Annotated in this window: 14 protein-coding genes; 6 read left to right on the plus strand and 8 right to left on the minus strand. The window is 45.6% G+C overall.

What is annotated here, in order from left to right; translation table 11 throughout:
* Window positions 1-209 precede the first annotated feature (209 nt).
* From rpsA to HMPREF9446_RS07395, 3 genes are all read right to left on the minus strand, one after another.
* Complete coding sequence (gene rpsA / locus HMPREF9446_RS07385) at window positions 210-2000, minus strand: 30S ribosomal protein S1 (protein ID WP_009124948.1); 1791 nt, start codon at window positions 1998-2000, stop codon at window positions 210-212.
* Between the two features lie 164 nt (window positions 2001-2164).
* Complete coding sequence (coaW, locus tag HMPREF9446_RS07390; protein ID WP_009124949.1) at window positions 2165-3001, minus strand: type II pantothenate kinase; 837 nt, start codon at window positions 2999-3001, stop codon at window positions 2165-2167.
* A 58-nt stretch (window positions 3002-3059) separates the two neighbouring features.
* Complete coding sequence (locus HMPREF9446_RS07395; RefSeq protein WP_009124950.1) at window positions 3060-5321, minus strand: DUF5686 family protein; 2262 nt, start codon at window positions 5319-5321, stop codon at window positions 3060-3062.
* A 249-nt stretch (window positions 5322-5570) separates the two neighbouring features.
* On the opposite strand from HMPREF9446_RS07395, the gene HMPREF9446_RS07400 reads away from it, so the two are divergent.
* A complete protein-coding gene (locus HMPREF9446_RS07400) occupies window positions 5571-7760 on the plus strand; it encodes a glutamine synthetase III family protein (protein WP_039968781.1) in 2190 nt (729 codons plus the stop codon).
* Window positions 7761-7996: 236 nt separating this feature from the next.
* Entirely contained in the window at window positions 7997-8698 is a 702-nt protein-coding gene (locus tag HMPREF9446_RS07405; RefSeq protein ID WP_009124952.1) for a Crp/Fnr family transcriptional regulator, read from the plus strand.
* A gap of 290 nt (window positions 8699-8988) precedes the next feature.
* Here HMPREF9446_RS07405 and trxB read toward each other — a convergent pair whose 3' ends face one another.
* The 5 genes from trxB to HMPREF9446_RS07430 form a co-directional block, all read right to left on the minus strand.
* Complete coding sequence (gene trxB / locus HMPREF9446_RS07410) at window positions 8989-9939, minus strand: thioredoxin-disulfide reductase (protein WP_009124954.1); 951 nt, start codon at window positions 9937-9939, stop codon at window positions 8989-8991.
* 77 nt (window positions 9940-10016) lie between these two features.
* Window positions 10017-10649, minus strand: coding sequence for a LolA-like putative outer membrane lipoprotein chaperone (locus HMPREF9446_RS07415; protein WP_009124955.1), 633 nt, complete (start codon window positions 10647-10649; stop codon window positions 10017-10019).
* Between the two features lie 90 nt (window positions 10650-10739).
* Window positions 10740-13244 (minus strand): FtsK/SpoIIIE family DNA translocase, encoded by a 2505-nt coding sequence (locus HMPREF9446_RS07420; RefSeq protein WP_009124956.1) that lies wholly within the window; start codon window positions 13242-13244, stop codon window positions 10740-10742.
* 298 nt (window positions 13245-13542) lie between these two features.
* Window positions 13543-14154 carry an HU family DNA-binding protein gene (locus HMPREF9446_RS07425; RefSeq protein WP_009124957.1) on the minus strand — a complete coding sequence of 204 codons (612 nt, stop codon included), beginning with the start codon at window positions 14152-14154 and terminating at the stop codon, window positions 13543-13545.
* A gap of 374 nt (window positions 14155-14528) precedes the next feature.
* Entirely contained in the window at window positions 14529-14978 is a 450-nt protein-coding gene (locus HMPREF9446_RS07430) for a sigma-70 family RNA polymerase sigma factor (protein ID WP_009124959.1), read from the minus strand.
* A 163-nt stretch (window positions 14979-15141) separates the two neighbouring features.
* Here HMPREF9446_RS07430 and HMPREF9446_RS07435 point away from each other — a divergent pair, with 163 nt between their 5' ends.
* The 4 genes from HMPREF9446_RS07435 to HMPREF9446_RS07450 all read left to right on the plus strand — a co-directional run bounded on the left by HMPREF9446_RS07435 (window position 15142) and on the right by HMPREF9446_RS07450 (window position 20363).
* Window positions 15142-15426 (plus strand): RagB/SusD family nutrient uptake outer membrane protein, encoded by a 285-nt coding sequence (locus tag HMPREF9446_RS07435; protein WP_009124960.1) that lies wholly within the window; start codon window positions 15142-15144, stop codon window positions 15424-15426.
* 198 nt (window positions 15427-15624) lie between these two features.
* Window positions 15625-17202, plus strand: coding sequence for a DUF4874 domain-containing protein (locus tag HMPREF9446_RS07440; protein ID WP_009124962.1), 1578 nt, complete (start codon window positions 15625-15627; stop codon window positions 17200-17202).
* A gap of 150 nt (window positions 17203-17352) precedes the next feature.
* Window positions 17353-19071, plus strand: a complete 1719-nt coding sequence (locus HMPREF9446_RS07445) for a DUF4091 domain-containing protein (protein ID WP_245532256.1) — start codon at window positions 17353-17355, stop codon at window positions 19069-19071.
* Window positions 19072-19118: 47 nt separating this feature from the next.
* Entirely contained in the window at window positions 19119-20363 is a 1245-nt protein-coding gene (locus HMPREF9446_RS07450; RefSeq protein WP_039968759.1) for a YyaL domain-containing protein, read from the plus strand.
* The last annotated feature ends 2 nt before the right edge of the window (window positions 20364-20365 follow it).

Genomic DNA, 20365 nt, shown 5'->3' on the forward strand with positions numbered 1-20365 from the left:
ACAATCCTTATCTCTTTTTACAGAAGCGCCTTTAATCCGGCAATAGTAAAAAATTGCTTGCCGGCCAATTCTATTGCCAATTCAAACTTTGCAAAGATAGTCATAAAATAAAGAAACAGTCTCTATTCCTCAAAATTCTACCAAAATATAAAACAAGAAAGGGCACCTGTTTACACAAGTGCCCTTACCTTATTTATATATAGAAGTGATTACTTCTTTCCAGCTTCCATTTGCTCTTTCAAAGCAGCCAAAGCATCGATATCACCTAAAGTGGTAGATGCAGCCTGGTTTTGGATAGAAGGAGCATCTTCTCTCTTCGGTGCAGCTTTCTTAGCAGCTTTCTTTTCTGCTCTTTCTTCTGCCTTGGCAGCATCTTCGAAGATACGGCTGTGAGACAAGATAATACGCTTAGCATCCTTGTTGAACTCAATCACTTTGAATTCCAGTTTCTCATCCAATTGGGCTTGTGAGCCGTCTTCTTTAACGAGGTGTTTCGGAGTAGCGAAACCTTCTACACCATAAGGCAAAGCAACAACAGCACCCTTATCCAGCATTTCGATGATAGTACCTTCGTGTACAGAACCTACTGTAAATACAGTTTCGAATACATCCCAAGGATTTTCTTCGAGTTGCTTATGACCAAGGCTCAAGCGGCGGTTTTCCTTATCGATTTCCAGAACCTGAACTTCGATGTCGGCACCAATCTGAGTAAATTCAGACGGATGTTTTACTTTCTTAGTCCAAGACAGGTCAGAGATATGGATCAAACCGTCAACACCTTCTTCGATTTCAACGAATACACCGAAGTTAGTGAAGTTACGAACCTTAGCTGTATGCTTAGAACCGATAGGATATTTTTCTTCGATAGTTTCCCAAGGATCAGCTTTCAGTTGCTTGATACCCAAAGACATCTTACGTTCTTCACGGTCTAAAGTCAAAACTACAGCCTCAACTTCGTCACCCACCTTCATGAAGTCTTGTGCAGAACGTAAGTGCTGTGACCAAGACATTTCAGATACGTGAATCAAACCTTCAACACCGGCAGCGATTTCAATGAATGCACCGTAGTCAGCCATAACAACAACTTTACCCTTAACGTGATCGCCAACCTTCAAGTCAGGATCAAGAGCATCCCAAGGATGCGGAGTCAGTTGCTTCAAGCCAAGAGCGATACGCTTCTTCTCATCATCGAAATCAAGAATAACGACATTGAGTTTCTGGTCGAGTTCAACCACTTCTTTCGGATCGCTGACACGGCCCCAAGAAAGGTCAGTGATATGGATCAGGCCATCTACGCCACCCAAGTCAATAAATACACCGTATGATGTGATATTTTTAACGGTACCTTCAAGAACTTGTCCTTTTTCAAGTTTACCGATAATTTCCTTCTTCTGCTGTTCCAGTTCAGCCTCGATAAGAGCCTTGTGAGAAACAACCACATTTTTGAATTCCTGATTGATCTTAACAACCTTGAATTCCATAGTTTTGCCAACGAATACATCGTAGTCGCGGATAGGCTTCACGTCGATCTGAGAACCCGGCAAGAAAGCCTCGATGCCGAATACATCTACAATCATACCACCCTTTGTGCGGCACTTGATGTAACCCTTGATAATTTCTTCGTTTTCCAAAGCAGCGTTAACACGATCCCAAGAACGGGTAGCACGAGCTTTGCGGTGAGACAGAACCAACTGTCCTTTTTTGTCTTCCTGATTTTCGATATATACTTCTACAGTATCACCGATTTGCAGTTCAGGATTATAACGGAATTCACTCATCGGAATGATACCGTCTGATTTGTAACCGATGTTCACAACTACTTCACGCTTGTTCATTGCGATTACGGTTCCGTCAACTACCTCGCGGTCGTTAACTTTGTTCAGCGTGTTGTCATACGCTTTTTCCAAGTCTTCGTGACTTGCGCTTGTTACGGTTTCACCGTTCTCATAAGCATCCCAGTTGAAATCCTCAATAGGAGCTACATTCTTTAAATTTTCCATTAATAAATAAATTGTTTAACTCGTTAATTAAGTGAGACTTTATGTTGACTCATTAGTAAATCGGGCGCAAAGATAGGAGTATTTTCTTGAACTGCAAACAAAACGTGCTCAAAAACGCCTGCTAAGTAGCCAATTAAGCCACAAAATCACCCGGCTCCATCATACTATTCCCGTTCTTTTCTTTCCTTTATATATGCCAATGCAGCTCCTATCGCCGTTCTATATTCAGCATAAGGCGGTATATGGAAATGTACGTGATAGATACTTTCCATCCTGGAAAAAACTTCACGACACTGGGGAAGTTGCGTAAGATTTCCTATCAGGACAAAATCTTTAACCGGACTGTTCAAAGCCGAAAGTACAGCAGCGCCGCCAATGGTTTGAAGCACAGTATAAATGATACCACCGGCAATATCTTCCTGGGATGCATTGCTATCTGCTTTCCCGAACAAAGAAGCTGTGGCATTTACCGGTAAATCCGGCAAAGCCGTATTACATATATCACCAATCTGTAGATTGATGCGGGTCACATCCCCTTTTAACGCCAAGTCTGCCACTTTGTGAATATCATGGGTTTTCAACAGCAAGCGTGAAAGTCCCTGCAAAGTTCCACCACCAATGCCCATACCTCCAATATGTCTTATCCGGTCCCCATCAATTCTTACAAAAGAAGTCCCCGTACCCATACTGACCACAATCAAACGGTCTATATCCGTTGCATGCCGGGCTCCAAGACCATTGGCCAAAAATTCATCCGTTTTACGGGTGGGCAGTCCATATAGCGGGCTATCCACAAAAGCGCTTCCCACACCCGTCAACATCACCTGCTCCACATCAGACAACTGAATGCCATTATCATAAATATACTTTCCAAATGCCCCGAACAAAGAAGTCACCGGATCAGCGGCCGTAATAAACATGGGAGACTGTATTCTTTCTCCATTAATGCCCACTATTTTAGTGGTACTTCCACCAACATCTATTCCTATTACGATTCCCATAGTTTCAGTATTTGGGGACAAAGATAGTGAATTTGCGGGATGCATGCCCATAAAGACCTTATCTATTAAACAGCTCAAACGTAAACTTGCAGCCTATTTCCTGATATTTCCAGTTAGCAAAGCTGGCAAACAATCCGAAGTCAAAAATATGTGTACCTATACCATATCCCACCTCAACGTAAGGCTTCAAGTGAGGTACAACCAAAGTATTCAGATACAAGCGCTCATTCAATACATATTGGGTATATTTCATCAGATGGCGAAGCAGAAGAAAAGGGGCCTCATACGTGACGTGTGCCCGCAAATATTTCCTTGATGAGTTATACCAACGTCCGTCCAGCAACTGAAAGACTCCACCTATATCATCACTCCATCCCATAGGAAGATTGGAACGCCGCAAATTGGCAAAATCCACAAAATAAAGTTCTTCCTGATTGGTAAATGCTCCCCACCCCAAACGCCAATAAAGGTCACGCATCAGTCCCAAAGGAATCTGATGCTGCAAATCCACCTCTATCCGCTCATACGAACCGCTGCTATTGAGCACCCCATTGATACCCCGTTCCCAGTCCACTAAAATGGTAGGATATTTAGAATGGAGATTAATCTTACGATCCCCATTCATATAATAATATTGTCCCGGAGTCCATGAGACCTTGACCCGCGGTGCAAAACTATTATAGGTATGGCGAAACTTATTCAAGATATTCGGGTCAAAATTGGGAAAAAACGATGAGCCTCCATCCGCCACTTGCGCCGATTTGGTAGGTGGCATGCTTGGGTAATTCGGAACAAATTTGGAGCGCTCCACTTCCGTACGCCTGTGCATGGAAAGCCCTAGTTCCAACGTCAGTCCATTGACTATTTCCCAACTATGGCGTATATTCAGGTATAAGTCCTTGAAATAATCCAGATGTATCTGATTAAAATCGAACAAGCTGTCCGGAATAGCCTTCAAGTCATCCAGTACCTCACTGCTGTAAATGCGGTTTCCATTACCGAAGTCAATATGCAAAGCCGCCCGTTTACGCGGCCAATAATCAAAGTCAGACCTTACCTGCCAATAGAATATCCGTTCCTTAAAATTATAACCGATTCTGGGAACAACATGCAACAAACGATCTCCCTTAAACAGCCGATTATACTTGAACTCCTGCCTGTAAGAAAAACCGTTCTTACCACTATAACTCATCAAGAACGGATTTATCAACGGCGAACAGCGCACACTTCCTATCTTTGCAAGATCCACTGTATAACGACTAATCAACGCATCACCGATCTGTCCCCAGAATTCCAGATTCTTGTTCTTCGGTTTCTTTTTCCAGAGAAGAGTATCACGCCTCAAGAAGTAGTCCTGATACAGTTTTTTTTCATGGGCGGACAAGGGAACAGGACGTATCTCATTGAAATAAACCGTATCACGCTGAGAAGCATTCGTATCGCTACGCAAGGTGTAAGATTCAGACAAATCATACTTGCTTTTCTCCTTTTTTTTCCGCCTTACGGAAGGGTCGCGCTGAACAATGTCCTTATAATCAAGTACCGCTGTATAATTACCGTCCACCACATTGCCCAAAAAACGAAAAGTAGCATCTATATCATAATGTACAGGAAGAAACTCGTCCGACTCCCCCACACCTCCCATCTGCACCAGATTGTTAAAACGCAACATTTCATTACGTCCCGCAAACCTGATCTCACGGACGCTCCACACATTATCGCTAACTACCATATATCCGCCTACAAGTTGAAAGCTTTTGCTTTTCGGCATAAAACGAATTTTATAGCGGAGATTATGCCTTTCTCCCATCACCGTGTCAATACGGTAAGTATAATATTTCTTCGCATTGGGAGCCAAGGGAGAAAGCAGCTTATCATATAATAAGGTAGAAGAATAAATATTTATATGAAAATATTCCGGCAGACGCCCATCCAAATCCCAAAATTCGGAAGCTGTGCCAACCGTCGCCTTTATCTTCTGGTCGTAGATGTTTGGGGAAGTGAAATGCAAGTCACTATAGGTTTCCATCATATATTCCTTCACACCTTTTCTGATACGGAACATTGAAGGTATGAAACGAAGAATATGATTCTTCTTCCGGATATTCACCCGCCCTTTTATATACAATTCTGCTTTGTAACTATCTACGATACGCTCATAGAAAGGGGCAAAAAAGATGACTTTATCCATGATGGAATCGGCTGAACGTACCAATATGTCATTGGGATAAGACGCAGGTACTGCTCTTACCTTCTGCCAACCTGACAACAGGAAACAAATCCCAATCCATATAAACAATAAACGTTTCAACCGCAACATCTCTTTATAGACAGGGGCAAATATAAAAAAAAAATGCTATAGTACACCTTTATGCAACCATAAACAAAAGACATAATCCCGATGCCACCGATATCATCTGAAATCATTTTTCAGACAGCACCCTATGTTTTTAGGGGGTATATCATCAAAAAAAACACTATTTTTTCAATAATACCCCTATTATTTAGGGGGTAGTTTAGAAAAAACATGTATTTTTGCGCCCAACAACCAATAAAAGAAGAGACTCATATGTCAAAAATGCGTTTTTTTGCTTTGCAAGAGCTTGCCAATCGTCAACCTCTTGAAGTCACTCCCCCTTCAAACAAACTGTCCGACTATTATGGCAGTCATGTTTTTGATCGTAAGAAAATGCAGGAGTACCTGCCCAGGGAAGCCTACAAGGCTGTGACAGATGCTATTGAAAAAGGTACTCCCATCAATCGTGAAATGGCGGACTTGATAGCCAACGGCATGAAAAGTTGGGCAAAATCCCTTAATGTCACCCACTACACCCACTGGTTTCAACCTCTGACAGACGGAACAGCCGAAAAACATGACGGCTTCATTGAATTCGGAGAAGGTACGGAAGTCATCGAACGTTTTTCCGGCAAACTGCTCATCCAACAAGAGCCGGATGCATCTTCCTTCCCCAACGGAGGTATCAGAAACACCTTCGAAGCTCGTGGATACACCGCCTGGGACGTTTCCTCCCCCGCATTCGTGGTAGATACGACTCTTTGCATTCCTACCATATTCATTTCTTATACCGGCGAGGCACTGGACTACAAGACCCCGCTGCTCAAAGCACTGGCTGCCGTAGATAGAGCAGCAACAGACGTATGCCAGCTGTTCGACAAAAACATAACACGTGTTTATACCAACTTGGGTTGGGAACAGGAATACTTTCTTGTTGACTTGGCGCTATACAACGCCCGCCCGGACCTCTGTCTGACAGGACGTACATTGATGGGGCATTCCTCCGCCAAAGACCAACAGCTGGAAGACCACTACTTCGGTTCTATTCCCCCACGTGTCACCGCATTCATGAAAGAGTTGGAGATAGAATGCCACAAACTGGGAATCCCGGTCAAGACACGTCACAACGAGGTAGCGCCTAATCAGTTCGAATTGGCCCCTATTTTTGAAAACGCCAACCTTGCCAACGACCACAACCAACTGGTAATGGACTTAATGAAACGTATCGCCCGCAAACATAACTTTGTCGTATTGCTGCATGAGAAACCTTATAGCGGAGTAAACGGTTCGGGTAAACATAACAACTGGTCACTCTGTACCGATACGGGCGTCAACCTTTTCGCACCCGGCAAGAACCCGAAAGGCAATATGCTTTTCCTCACTTTCCTGGTGAATGTCTTGATGATGGTTTACAAAAACCAGGACTTATTGCGCGCCTCCATCATGAGTGCAGGCAACAGCCACCGTTTGGGTGCCAACGAAGCTCCTCCGGCCATTCTGTCCATTTTTTTGGGAACACAATTATCTAATATTCTTGACGAGATAGCCCGCCAAGTCAGCAACAGCAAGATGACGGCTGAAGAAAAAACCACGCTGAAGCTGGGTATCGGCCGCATCCCTGAGATTCTGCTAGACACCACAGACCGTAACCGTACATCTCCATTCGCCTTTACAGGTAACCGTTTCGAGTTCCGTGCCGCCGGCTCCACCGCCAACTGCGCCGCCGCAATGATCGCCATCAACGCAGCCATGGCCAACCAGCTGAATGAATTCAAAGTGTCTATCGACAAACTGATGGAGGAAGGCGTAGGCAAGGATGAAGCTATCTTCCGCATCCTCAAAGAAACGATTATCTCTTCCGAACCGATCCGTTTTGAAGGAGATGGTTACTCTGAACAATGGAAAGAAGAAGCCGCCCGCCGCGGACTGACCAACATCTGTCATGTTCCCGAAGCTTTGATGCACTACATGGACAACCAATCCCGTTCCGTACTCATCGGCGAACATATCTTCAATGAGATAGAACTTGCCTGCCGCCTGGAAGTGGAGTTGGAAAAATACACCATGAAAGTACAAATAGAAAGCCGCGTATTGGGTGATCTTGCCATCAACCATATCGTGCCGACCGCCGTCATTTACCAGAACCGCTTGTTGGAAAACTTGCGAGGGCTGCGTGAAACCTTCTCCCCGGAAGAATATGAAGTTCTTGCCGCCGACCGAAAGGAACTTATCCGTGAGATTTCACAACGGGTCACCGCCATCAAAATGCTGGTGCGTGACATGACCGAAGCCCGTAAAGTCGCCAACCACATGGACAACTATAAGGACAGGGCTTTCGCATACGAAGAAAACGTACGCCCATATCTGGACAGCATCCGCGACCATATAGACCATCTTGAAATGGAAATAGACGATGAAATATGGCCGTTGCCTAAATATAGGGAACTGCTGTTCACCAAATGATAACCTGCTATATTTACGATTTTACGATGTACGATTGATAGTACCCTCAAAATCAAAGGACAGCCGCTTACAGACAGCGCTTTTGAAAAACAAATTTCAATCGTACATCGTATATCGTAAAATAGCAAATAGATACCTCCCATTTTTTCCTCTCCTACATCTTTTTCCTCCCCTTTGCGTAATATTTAATTTTTTCTTTTTACATTTGTGCTGTATAACACAGTTTTGCAGCATTTATGGTAAAAATAAACTTGTCTGATATTAATGTTCCGGAGTTGATTGCGGATATATGGTCTCCTCTAAACGGAGAGCAGCGGGAATTTCTTGCTAACCACTTCACGCTCCAAAATTATAAGAAAAACGAAGTTATCCATTGTGAGGGTGAGACACCTACCCACTTGATGTGCCTATTGAGCGGGAAAGTAAAAATCTATAAAGACGGTGTAGGTGGCAGAAGCCAGATTATCCGCATGATAAAACCTGTTGAATACTTCGGTTACCGTCCTTATTTTGCAAAGACAGATTATGTTACCGCAGCATCTGCATTCGAGCCTTCACTTGTCTGCCAGATACCTATGACCGCCCTCATGACACTGCTTGCGCAGAACAATGATCTTGCCCTGTTCTTCATCAAACAATTATCCATAGACTTGGGTATCGCTGATGAACGTACCGTAAACCTGACTCAAAAACACATTCGCGGACGTTTGGCCGAATCTCTGATTTTCTTGAAAGAAAGTTATGGACTTGAAGAAGACGGTTCCACATTGAGTATATATCTTTCGCGTGAGGATCTTGCCAACTTGTCTAACATGACCACTTCCAATGCCATCCGTACACTATCACAATTTGCCACAGAGCGCCTAATTACCATTGACGGACGCAAAATCAAGATCATCGACGAAGAAAAACTTAAAAAGATAAGCAAGATAGGATAACAATTAACCGGTCCCCCACTCCGTTAATGACCTCTTCCTATATGCACAATTTATTAACTTAACACTAGCTGAAATCATAAAAGCACATCAGACCTACTCTTATTGGCCAACTTATTCTTTTTCTTTTCCGGATGCTGCCAGACATCCGAATCAGCTACCGCATCATCCTTTCGGATATGTGTAGATGAGATGGAAATCCATTGATTATAAAACAAGATTAGTGATTAACAGGATGCGCCATCACACCGCAAACTATCAATCACTAATCCTATTTCGCCAACTTCCGGTCTTTAAATGATGCCTTTTGCCGACAAGTACCTTTCCGCTTCAATAGCTGCCTTACAACCACTGCCCGCAGCGGTAATCGCCTGACGGTAATGAGGATCGGCCACATCACCGGCAGCAAACACACCGGGAACTTTGGTACGCGGAGTATCGGGTTCGGTAATGATGTAACCCACTTCGTCCGTATCTACATAAGGCTTGAAAATATCCGAGTTCGGTTTGTGACCGATAGCCAGGAAGAAACCGTCGATAGCCAGATCGTAACGTTCTTCATCCGGTTCGCCCATACGTTTCACCAAGTGTACACCTTCCACACCATTCTCTCCAAACAAGCCTACGGCATTGTGTTCAAACAATACTTCAATCTTGTCATGATTCATCACACGCTCCTGCATAATCTTGGAGGCGCGTAAGAAAGGTTTGCGGACAATCAGATAAACCTTTGATGCCAATCCGGCAAGATAGACCGCTTCCTCACAGGCAGTGTCTCCACCACCAACAACGGCTACCGTTTTCTTACGATAGAAGAAACCGTCGCAAGTGGCACAAGCACTGACCCCCATACCGGCATATTTCTTTTCATCATCGAGTCCCAGATATTTGGCGGCAGCACCCGTAGCAATGATAAGCGTCTCCGTCTCAATCACCTTTTCCTCATCGATGGTAATCTTATAAGGCGCTTTGCTCAAATCGGCAGCAGTAGCAATGCCATAACGCAAGTCGGCACCGAAACGTTCTGCCTGCTTACGCAAGTCCTCCATCAATTCCGGACCACCGATACCAGCCGGATAACCCGGGAAGTTTTCCACATCCGTAGTCGTAGTCAACTGTCCACCCGGTTGCAATCCTGCATAGAGCACCGGTGAAAGATTAGCACGGCCTGCATAAATAGCAGCTGTATATCCGGCAGGACCGGAACCAATAATCAGACATTTTACTTTTTCTGTTTCCATCATAATGTTATTTACTATTCTAAAATTCGCAATTAAAGTTGTTTATCATTCAGATTCATCGAAGAATCCGCCCTTTTCGTCTATCTCAAGTCAATAATCTCCGCTGTAGGATAGGCTTTCTTGTCAAACACAAAAAAGCTGTCCGGATACACCTGTCCCGTCCGGTAAGAATTAATGATAATCACAACGGTCTCTCCTCCCCGCTGCGCCATACTGACACGTACAGGGCGAAAAGAATCTTTCGCCACGTACAAGATGACGCACTGCAAGTCCTGCTTCCGGTCGGTAGCGGTGAATACAAGCTTATAGAGAGACTGATCCTGCGCATTGTCCATCTTCCCTAATTTCAGTTTATATCCGCGCTCATCAAGAGACAAGAAAACATAAGGGTTAATGCTCTGCAACTCTTCGGGAGTAGGTTCGGACACATTCACTTCTTCACTGGAAGCCAGATAGCTCCATTGCGTATGTCCGTCAAACCAAGTGGTTGTCCCCTCCGCCTCCAGCAGGAATTTATCTCCTTTCAAGCATATCGTACCCGTAGAAGCACCTTCGGACGTACGAACCGTAAAAGCAGCCTTTATGCCCCCCGCTTCCCTGAAATTCCGGGCAGCCTGTTCCAAAACCTCTTTCGCATCCGGTTGCTGCGCCAATACCGGCACAGACAAAAGCAACAGAGCAATACTTAACAAAATCGGATTGATTCTCAACATATTGTTTTGAATTATAAAGTTCAAGCCATGAATTATGAATGAAAGCTATACACGATGATTCACCCTTCACCCTAAAAATCTAACCCATTACTAATTCAAATTGTTCAGACGCATTTCCAAATCATTCTCGTCCACACAGAACACCTCACGCGCCTTACTTCCTTGTGCAGGACCCACAATACCTGCTTTCTCCAACTGATCCATGATACGTCCCGCACGGTTATAGCCGATAGCAAACTTACGCTGTATAAGCGACGTAGAACCTTGCTGATGAATCACCACCAGCCGGGCAGCATCTTCAAACAAAGGATCCAGACGCCCCATATCCACGTCTCCCAAATCGCCTCCCGCATTTTCATCCACATATTCAGGCAGATAGAAAGCGGTGGGATATCCTTGCTGGCGGGCTATATACTTGGTGATTTCCGCCACTTCCGGCGTATCGATAAAAGCACACTGAACACGCACCGGATCGGCTCCCTGCAAGAACAGCATATCACCACGCCCGATCAACTGATTAGCTCCCGGACGGTCAAGAATAGTACGTGAATCGACCATCGCCGATACACGGAAAGCGATACGCGCAGGGAAGTTCGCCTTGATCGTACCGGTAATGATATTGGTAGTAGGGCGCTGCGTCGCAATAATCATGTGAATACCTACGGCACGCGCCAACTGGGCGATACGGGCGATAGGCAATTCCACATCCTTACCGGCAGTCATAATCAAATCACCGAACTCATCAATCACTACCACGATGTACGGCATGAACTTATGTCCCTTTTCTGGGTTCAGACGACGGTTGATAAACTTCTCGTTATACTCTTTGATATTGCGCACATGAGCGGCTTTCAACAAGTCATAACGTGTATCCATTTCCACACAGATAGAATTCAAGGTCTGCACCACCTTGGTTACATCCGTAATGATCGCATCCCCTCCATCGGGCAGTTTTGCAAGAAAATGATGTTCAATCACAGAGTAGATGCTGAATTCCACCTTTTTGGGGTCAACCAGCACAAATTTCAATTCCGCCGGATGCTTCTTATATAATAAGGAAGTGATAATGGCATTCAGTCCCACAGACTTACCTTGACCGGTGGCACCGGCAACAAGCACATGCGGCATCTTGCACAAATCCACCATAAACACTTCATTCGTAATGGTCTTACCCAATGCGATGGGCAAGTCATAGGTAGATTCCTGGAACTTCTTGCTACCGATGATACTCTGACCGGACACGATTTTCGGATTTGAGTTCGGCACCTCGATACCGATAGTCCCCTTGCCGGGAATAGGCGCAATGATACGGATACCCAACGCCGAAAGGCTGAGGGCGATATCATCTTCCAAACCACGGATTTTAGAAATACGGACACCCTGTTCGGGAGTAATTTCATAAAGCGTCACAGTAGGACCTACAGTAGCCTTGATGGTACTTATCTCTATACCGAAACTACGCAATGTATTGATGATCTTGTCCTTGTTGGCATTCTGCTCAGCCATATCAATCGTCGGACCGTTATCATCATAATGCTTCATCAGGTCTATTGTAGGATAATGATAACTTTCCAGATCCAGGCGAGGGTTATACGGTTCTTTCTCAGTGCCTACATACTCTTCTTCCTCCGTCTTTTCAATCTGGAATGCAGGTTCCCTCTCCACCGGCTGTTCCCGCAAAGGAGGTTCCGCTTCCACCGCCGAAGTCTCAAAAGTCATAGTCACATCCCCGTCATCCGCCCTAGCCGGCCTTACCCTGCCGTCATCTCCTCCCAAGTCGAGAGTTATCTCATTTGAAGAACCCTTTTCTTCCTCCTCTTCTCCCGGTTTCTCTTCCGGCACAATAACTTCCTCCTTTTCCCGGTTCTCAGACTGCGGTACGAATGGCTTTTCTTTCGCTCCCCAAGAGGTCTTAAACTCCTCCGGTGTCTCTCCCAGTGTACTCTCCGCCTTCTCCTTACGCTTCAGAAAGCTGAGGGTGAACAATTTCCGCAACCAGATGATAGTCCGCGCACTCAGGTAGATCAGGAAACAGATGGCCGTCACCAATAAAATCAGCCATACTCCCGGCACTCCTACCTGCGACACCAGCCAATTTCCGACATTATATCCGTGCATACCGCCCAAATAAAGGAACGAGTCCTTGTAATGGTCCACAAATACAAAACCGAAAAAGACCGAAAACCACACCAGCAACAATGAGCAGCCGATAAACCACTTCCATAGGCGCACCACACGCACCTTCATCAACTTCAATCCGGCTACAGCCAAAAAGACAAGGATAAAAAAAGACGAGATACCGAAACAGTCATTTATCAGATAACTGGCCAATTGTGCTCCGCGTGAGCCGGCATAGTTTTTCACTCCATTATTCGTGGAAGCCAACTCCTGTGCATTCCCTCCGTCAATAATGCTCTGGTCAGCCGCCCCCGTAAAGAAGAACGATGAAAAAGCAAGCAATAAATAGACAGAAAAGATTACAAGAATCAACCCGATAACAAAATGCACCGTTTCACTCTTGAATATAGCCGCCAATTTCCCGAAAAACGAGAGTGACAGTTCCGTATCTTTGGTTGTAGAATTTTTCTTTGCCATATTTCTTAGATATCTATGAGAATCGATTGCAAAAGTAATAAAAAACTATCCTTTTACCATGTTGTTTCATCCTTTAATTTTCCGCCCCACAGGTTACGGGCAGTTTCAAACCTGCCATAACTTGAATTCAAACCCAAGGATTACCCGAGTTTCATCACACATGCTGCTTGCATGCCTACACGATACTATACAACATTTTGACCTGCTGCACTTTACCGCATACAAGCAAACACAATGCAGGTATACAGACACATTTTACCTGCACCGGTTACGCGTCCCACAAAAACAGGATCCGTCTCTATTCCGTTTTCTTCAGAAAATAAACGGGCTGTTTCTGCAATCCTTTATTTACCAATACATTTTCTTCACAAAGCCGCTTGACCTGCCGGGCCGCGGTCGTACGCGTCATGCCGCACAGCCCCTGCACATCACTGCGGGTAATGAAATCGTGTGTATGCAGATACCCCACTACTTTTTGGCGCACCTCCTCATCGGTCAACTTCTTTTTAGTCAGATTCCGCAATTTCAGAGGCTTCACCTTCAGGATTCCTATTTCACTGCGCAATGCCTTGTCCGGACGGAAACTGATGCTTTTCAACTTCACTTTGGTACTCTTCCGTTTTGTTTCCAATGTCACCGGCTCCGTACAGGTCAGCGTAGGAGTAAAGTAGCCAATGCCGTCCAAATGTACCCGCCTGCCCTCACTCAGCGCATCCCCCACGAAATGCGACAGTGCATCGAGCACAGCCAGTACATCCGTCTCCGTCAGCGAACAATACTCCTGTATATGCCTGCGCAGCTCGTCTGTCGTAATAGAGCCGTTCAGTCTGATTCGGGGATGTAAGGTCAACTCCTCTCCCTGCCTGTCTTTTGTCTTCGGGTTTTCGTACCAATCAAATAAAATCGCCATGTTCTTTCCTCCTTTTTCGGTTCATTTCCTTTTCCGTTTGCAGGCTTTTCTCGCACAAGGTAACCATCTTTCTTATGCAAAGAACAGGTTTCCTTTACGCAAGGAAATGCTCTTTCTTCTGCCAAGTCCTTAACAACAAGAACTGTGCACAGGTGTGGAACAGCCTCTTCATGGTTGAGATACTTCTTCTTCACTGATATGAAAAAGGAGTCTCACATCTGTGCACAATCGCAAACTGCAGATGCAAAGATAATGAAAAACAGATGTTCTGGCAATGAAAAGCCTATCTTTTGCGGATGAAAGTATATAAATGTGCGAATGAGTTCTTTAAAAGATCATCTAATTCAAAGTTTCTTGGGATAACACAGAATCGGCTAAAGGGAATGACTATAGTTTACGTGTGTTGAGAGCAACAACAATGCCAGCGGCAAATAATCTTTCAGACTATGCTCCAACAGTTTTACGGCTTGCTGCACACGGTAGTACACCAGCTTGTCGGACACTCCCAACCGTGCCGCTACTTCCTTGCACTCCAAGCCCTGTATGCGATAGAGCATAAACGCTTCGCGATAAGTTTCCGGCAAGGATGCCAAAGCAGCCTCAATGCGTTGCTGCAATTCTTCAAGGCTGAAGGGCTCTTCATCATAAAAAAGACCGTTCATATCCTGGCAGAAACGTTCGTCGGCGCGGTGCATGGCATCCTCCTTGGCAAACTTATTCAATACTCGGTGGTAAACCATGCGGAAAAGATATGCACTGAGCGACGAGTTGACGAGCAACGACTCACGCTTCTCCCAAAAAGTGGCAAACACTTCCTGCACCACTTCCGTTCTATAATGAAATCAGCAATATTGCCGATAACGCCGGTTCTACACAAAGTAGCGGTTTTGAACTTACACTGAACACAGCCAACATCCAGACGCGTGACTTCGACTGGAACACCACGCTGACTTTGGCACACTACAACGACCGCTGGCACACGGCAAATTGCCTGCTTTCACCGATGATGAAATCGGCACGGTAGATAAGTACCTCGACAAGCTGCTTGAAGAGCGCGGACACGAGTTCTACATGGAAGGTGTACGCCGTCAAGACCTCATCCGCCATGGTCGCTATGTCGAAATGGCCATCAAGAAGAACGAATATGCCGGTTATTCCACCACTAACGTGCAGCGTATGGAAGACGGAAAGTATGTATATGAACTTCTGCCCATTCCGGTGGCTACCATCCGCGACGGTCAAGGAAAGATTGTGCAAAACCCGGGATTCTGATAATGTAGATTCTAAAAACAAAGAATAATCATATCTGTATTTCGCTTAATAGAAGTCCGGCGTGTGTAATACATACCGGACTTTATTTGTATTCATTAATTCACAAATAAACCGTATCCAATTTTCCTTGCAACATTTTTTCTCTTATCTTTGGAAATTCATTGCAGGATATGGCATCTAATAACCTGAAAAACGATTATGACAATAAAAAGGATATATGGCAGCGTATGTGTCGCTGTGTTCTGCCTGTTGGCAATCAGTTGTGGTAACGGACAACGGACGATAAAGTTCGAAGGCATCTGTGCCGATGCTCCCCAAGGCACATGCGGACTCTATAACCCCGGAAGAGGGTTTCGACTTGAAACTGCCCTGGACGTGGCTTTGGATAAGGATAAGCCTGCGAAACAGTTGGCACAACTCTCGGAAAAATATGCTTCAGACAGCGTATCGCTTTCACAAAGCTATTTCTACCTAACCTTTCTTGCCGACAAAATATTAACGGAAAACGATTTTGCTACCATGCAAGCCTATTTTGACGAACTGCGTCGTCAAGGCAAGAAGAGCGTACTCCGTTTTGCTTACGAAAAAGACTTTATGGGACGTTCTCCCATAGGACCTACCGCCGAACAGATATTACGGCATCTCGACCAATTGAAACCGATACTTCAAGACAACAAAGACTTGATTCTGGTGGTACAGGCCGGCTTGATAGGTGCTTGGGGAGAGTGGCACAGTTCTATTCATGGGTTGGAAAACTCACTTGAAGCCAAACGTGCCATTCTTGAGAAACTGCTTGACGTGGTTCCGCAGGAAAAGAATGTACAAGTGCGTGTGCCTGAATATAAGAATATACTGAAGGACAAACCGGAACTTTATAAGCGCATCTCTTTCCATGACGATTTCATCGTAATCCGCCCCGACCGCTGGGATGGCGACATGCACGAGGGCACGTCCCACTTTAACCAGATAGTAAAAGAATCACCCTACTTAGTGGTAGATGGTGAGCTGCCTTGGGGATTCTGGAGCGTGGGTGCCGACCCCGACAGCCCTTCGGCAGGATGGATTATCGACGGTATGCAGGCTGCACGCCGGCTTTTCTTGCAGCATTTCACATCACTCAGCGTGATACATAACTACAAAGAACAACATGCCAACAATCAGTCTGACGAGAACAATCCTCCGCGTTACTCCATGATGGTGTGGAAGGAAACGATGATTAACGAAGATTCTCTGAAGAAATACAACATGCCCGTCTCTGCCGGATATTTCCGTCTGAAAGACGGCAGCCGGACAGAACGCAATGTGTTTGACTACGTACGCGACCATTTGGGCTATCGCCTTGAACTGCAATCTTTGCAAATGCCTGCTGCACTGAAAACCGGAAAGGAAAATCCGATGAAACTGACCTTGATAAATAGGGGCTTCGCTACCGTATTCGGTGAACATACGATACACCCCGTACTGATAGATAATACCGGACGGGTGACGGAACTGGATGCCGCATTGGTGAATCCGATAGATTGGCAACCGTTCGACCCTTCCGACCCCGAATGCAAGCCTTTGCTTCATACCATTTCCTTGACATGCAATCTGCCCGAAAATATGGCTTCCGGCAAGTATAGACTGGGATTGTGGATAGCCGATGCTTCGGAACGGCTGATGTACGATTCCCGTTATGCCATCCGTTGCGCCAACGGGAATACGACATGGACTGTGGCTGAAGGAGGTCGCTACGGCATCAATGTGCTGACGGAAGTGAGTGTAGAAAATAAATAATATCATGAAATTTGCGTTACTCTTTCTTTTATCGGAATATTTCCCCGCTTTCTCTCTCGCAAAGCCGACAGACGAGGAAGTGATTCCTCCCTTGACGGAATGGAGTTTTTACCCAACATGCAATACCTACTTTAAAAATAACTATATCCAATGAAAAAACATTTCCTTTCTTTTTGTGCCTGTCTCTTTATTTCACTTTTGGCAGGGAGTACAATGGCACAAGATGTGACAGAATCGGGTGTTCCTCATGCCGACGACCCGGCATGGAACAAAACCTCCAAGAACCTACAGGCCGCCTGGGGAGACGCCAATCTGCAAACAGACAAGTTCATCTGCCCCATAAGCAGTAAACTCTCAAAGGGCTTGACCCTGACCGCCTGGCGTGGCGAACGCCTGCATGCCAAGTTCCTGGTATGGTCGGGAGAAGAAGAAGGCAACCTGCGTTTTGAAGTGGAAGAGCAGGAAGGATGCCGCTGGACGGATGAACAAACTACCGGATTCATGCGCTATGTGATGACCGATGAACTGAACAAGGATGGCGGCGGTTGCGGTTATCGTCCGGACAAGACTTTATTTGATTCCGCCCTCGTTGCCGATCGCATAGAGCCTATACGCACACTGTACTATGAGGCGCGTACCGTACGTCCGGCGTGGATAACTTTTGACGTGCCGCGCGATGCGGCTTCCGGCATTTACAAAGGCAGGATAAGAGTGGAATGCGAAGGCAGGGAATGCAGCATACTTCCGTTTACAATCCGGGTGATTAATCGTACAATGGCACTGCCCGAAGAGCGCAAATTCCATCTGGACTTGTGGCAGAATCCCTTTGCGGTGGCACGCGTAACAAACGTACCTTTGTGGAGCCGGGAACACTTCGAAGCCATGCGCCCGCTTATGCAGCGGCTAGCACGTGCCGGACAACGCGGCATCACCGCTTCCATTACCCACAAACCTTGGAACGGACAGACTTACGACTATTTTGAAAACATGATTACCGAAATAAAGAAAGCAGACGGCACGTGGATGTACGACTTCACGGTATTCGATCGTTGGGTGGAATTTATGCAACAGTGTGGCGTAGGTCCTTACATCTACTGTTATTCCGTCATTCCCTGGGAACTCTCCTTCCGCTATTACGACCAAGCGACCAACTCCATGGTGGACAAGAAGATGAATGTAAACAAACCCGAGTTCGATGACTATTGGGTAAACAAGTTATCTGCTTTTGCTGCTCATCTGAAAGCAAAAGGCTGGTTCGAACATACCATCATCGCCATGGACGAACGTCCTACAGAGAGTATGAAGGCAGCTTTAAGAGTTATCCGCAAGGCTGATCCTGACTATAAAATATCACTTGCCGGAAACTATCATGCCGAACTTGAAGACGAACTGTTCGATCTCTGCATCGCCTACGATGCCCAATATCCCGACGGAGTGGTGGATGCACGTCGCCAACAAGGAAAGATAACGACTTTCTATACTTGCTGCACGGAGTCATGGCCCAACACTTTTACTTTCTCACAACCGGTAGAGGCATCCGCTTTCGGTCCGATAGCTGCAGAACGTGGAGTGGACGGCTACCTACGCTGGGCATACAACAGCTGGGTGGAATCGCCGGAAGTCGATACCCGCTTTCACACATGGGCGGCAGGAGATACTTATATCATGTATCCTGACAACCAATCGTCTGTCCGCTTTGAAAAACTGGTGGAGGGGATACAGATATTTGAGAAGATACAAGTGCTGAAGCAAAATCCCCGTTATGCCAAGAGCATTGAAAAGTTGTTAAAGCCTTTTGCTTACAAAAAGATTAACGCCTCCACTTTGGGCGAGGACATTAAAAGGCTGAACACTTTTCTTAACAAGTAAAAAGAAAACAAAGTGAATTTTTATCCAAACAATAAATTACTATCGAAATGAAAACATTATTTTCATCCTTACTATTGCTTGGCTTGCTCTCTTTCCAATCCATGTCCTTAAAGGCACAAAACAAGCCGAAGAATGATTTCTTGAAAGAGTGTACGGAATTTGCGGTTGCGCAAACCGAAAAGATGCTGCAATTGATTGGCGAACCGAATGGACGTAATTATCCGCGCACCATGAACGAACAAGGCAAGCTAGTTACTACCGGCATGTACGACTGGACTCCGGGCTTCTTCCCCGGCAGTCTTTGGTATCTGTATGAACTGACCGGAGATCCAAAGTGGAAAACGGAAGCACGAAAATGGACTGTTTCGCTGGAACGGCTGAAAACATTTACCGGACATCATGACCTGGGATTCATGATGTATTGCAGCTATGGCAACGCCGAGCGTCTGGCTTCCGAGCCTTCATACAAGGATATTCTTGTCGAAAGTGCCGGTTCGCTGGCATCCCGTTTCAGCGAACGGACACGCACCATTAAATCGTGGAACTACCGGAAGGCTTGGAATGGAACCACCGAATGGTTTTATCCCGTCATCATAGATAATATGATGAATCTGGAAATGCTGTTTTACGCTTCCCGTGTATCGGGTGACAACCGTTATCGCAACGTAGCCGTGACACATGCGGAGAGTACGCTGAAAAACCACTTCCGCAAAGATTTCACCACTTATCATGTGGTGAACTACGACACTTTGAGCGGAAAGGTTTTGAATCAAGCTACTTGTCAAGGCTACAGCGACAATTCTACTTGGTCGCGCGGACAAGCGTGGGCGATATACGGCTATACTATGGTCTATCGTGAGACGGGAAACAAGAAATTCCTGTCGGCTGCGGAAAAGGCGGTAAAGGTTTTCTTAAAACAACTGCCTGAGGACCTGATACCAGCCTGGGATTTCAATGCCGGAAAGAAAGGGTATATGCCCGAAGGTGAATCGTATGCAGCACAATATGCAGGCGAAGAACTGAGAGATGTGTCGGCGGCGGCCATTACATGTTCCGCACTGTTTGAACTAGGCGAACTTACGGGTAAGAAAAAGTACGTGAAAACAGCCGTAAAGATGCTCCACAGTCTGGCTTCTCCTGCTTATATGGCCCCAATAGGCGGCAATGCTTGTTTCTTGCTGGAACATAGTGTAGGAAGTCTTCCGCATCGTTCTGAGATAGACAAGCCGTTGGTATATGCCGACTACTATTTTCTGGAGGCTTTGTGCCGTTACAAAAGATTAGCTCAATAATT

Source organism: Bacteroides fluxus YIT 12057 (genome assembly GCF_000195635.1).
GTDB lineage: Bacteria > Bacteroidota > Bacteroidia > Bacteroidales > Bacteroidaceae > Bacteroides > Bacteroides fluxus.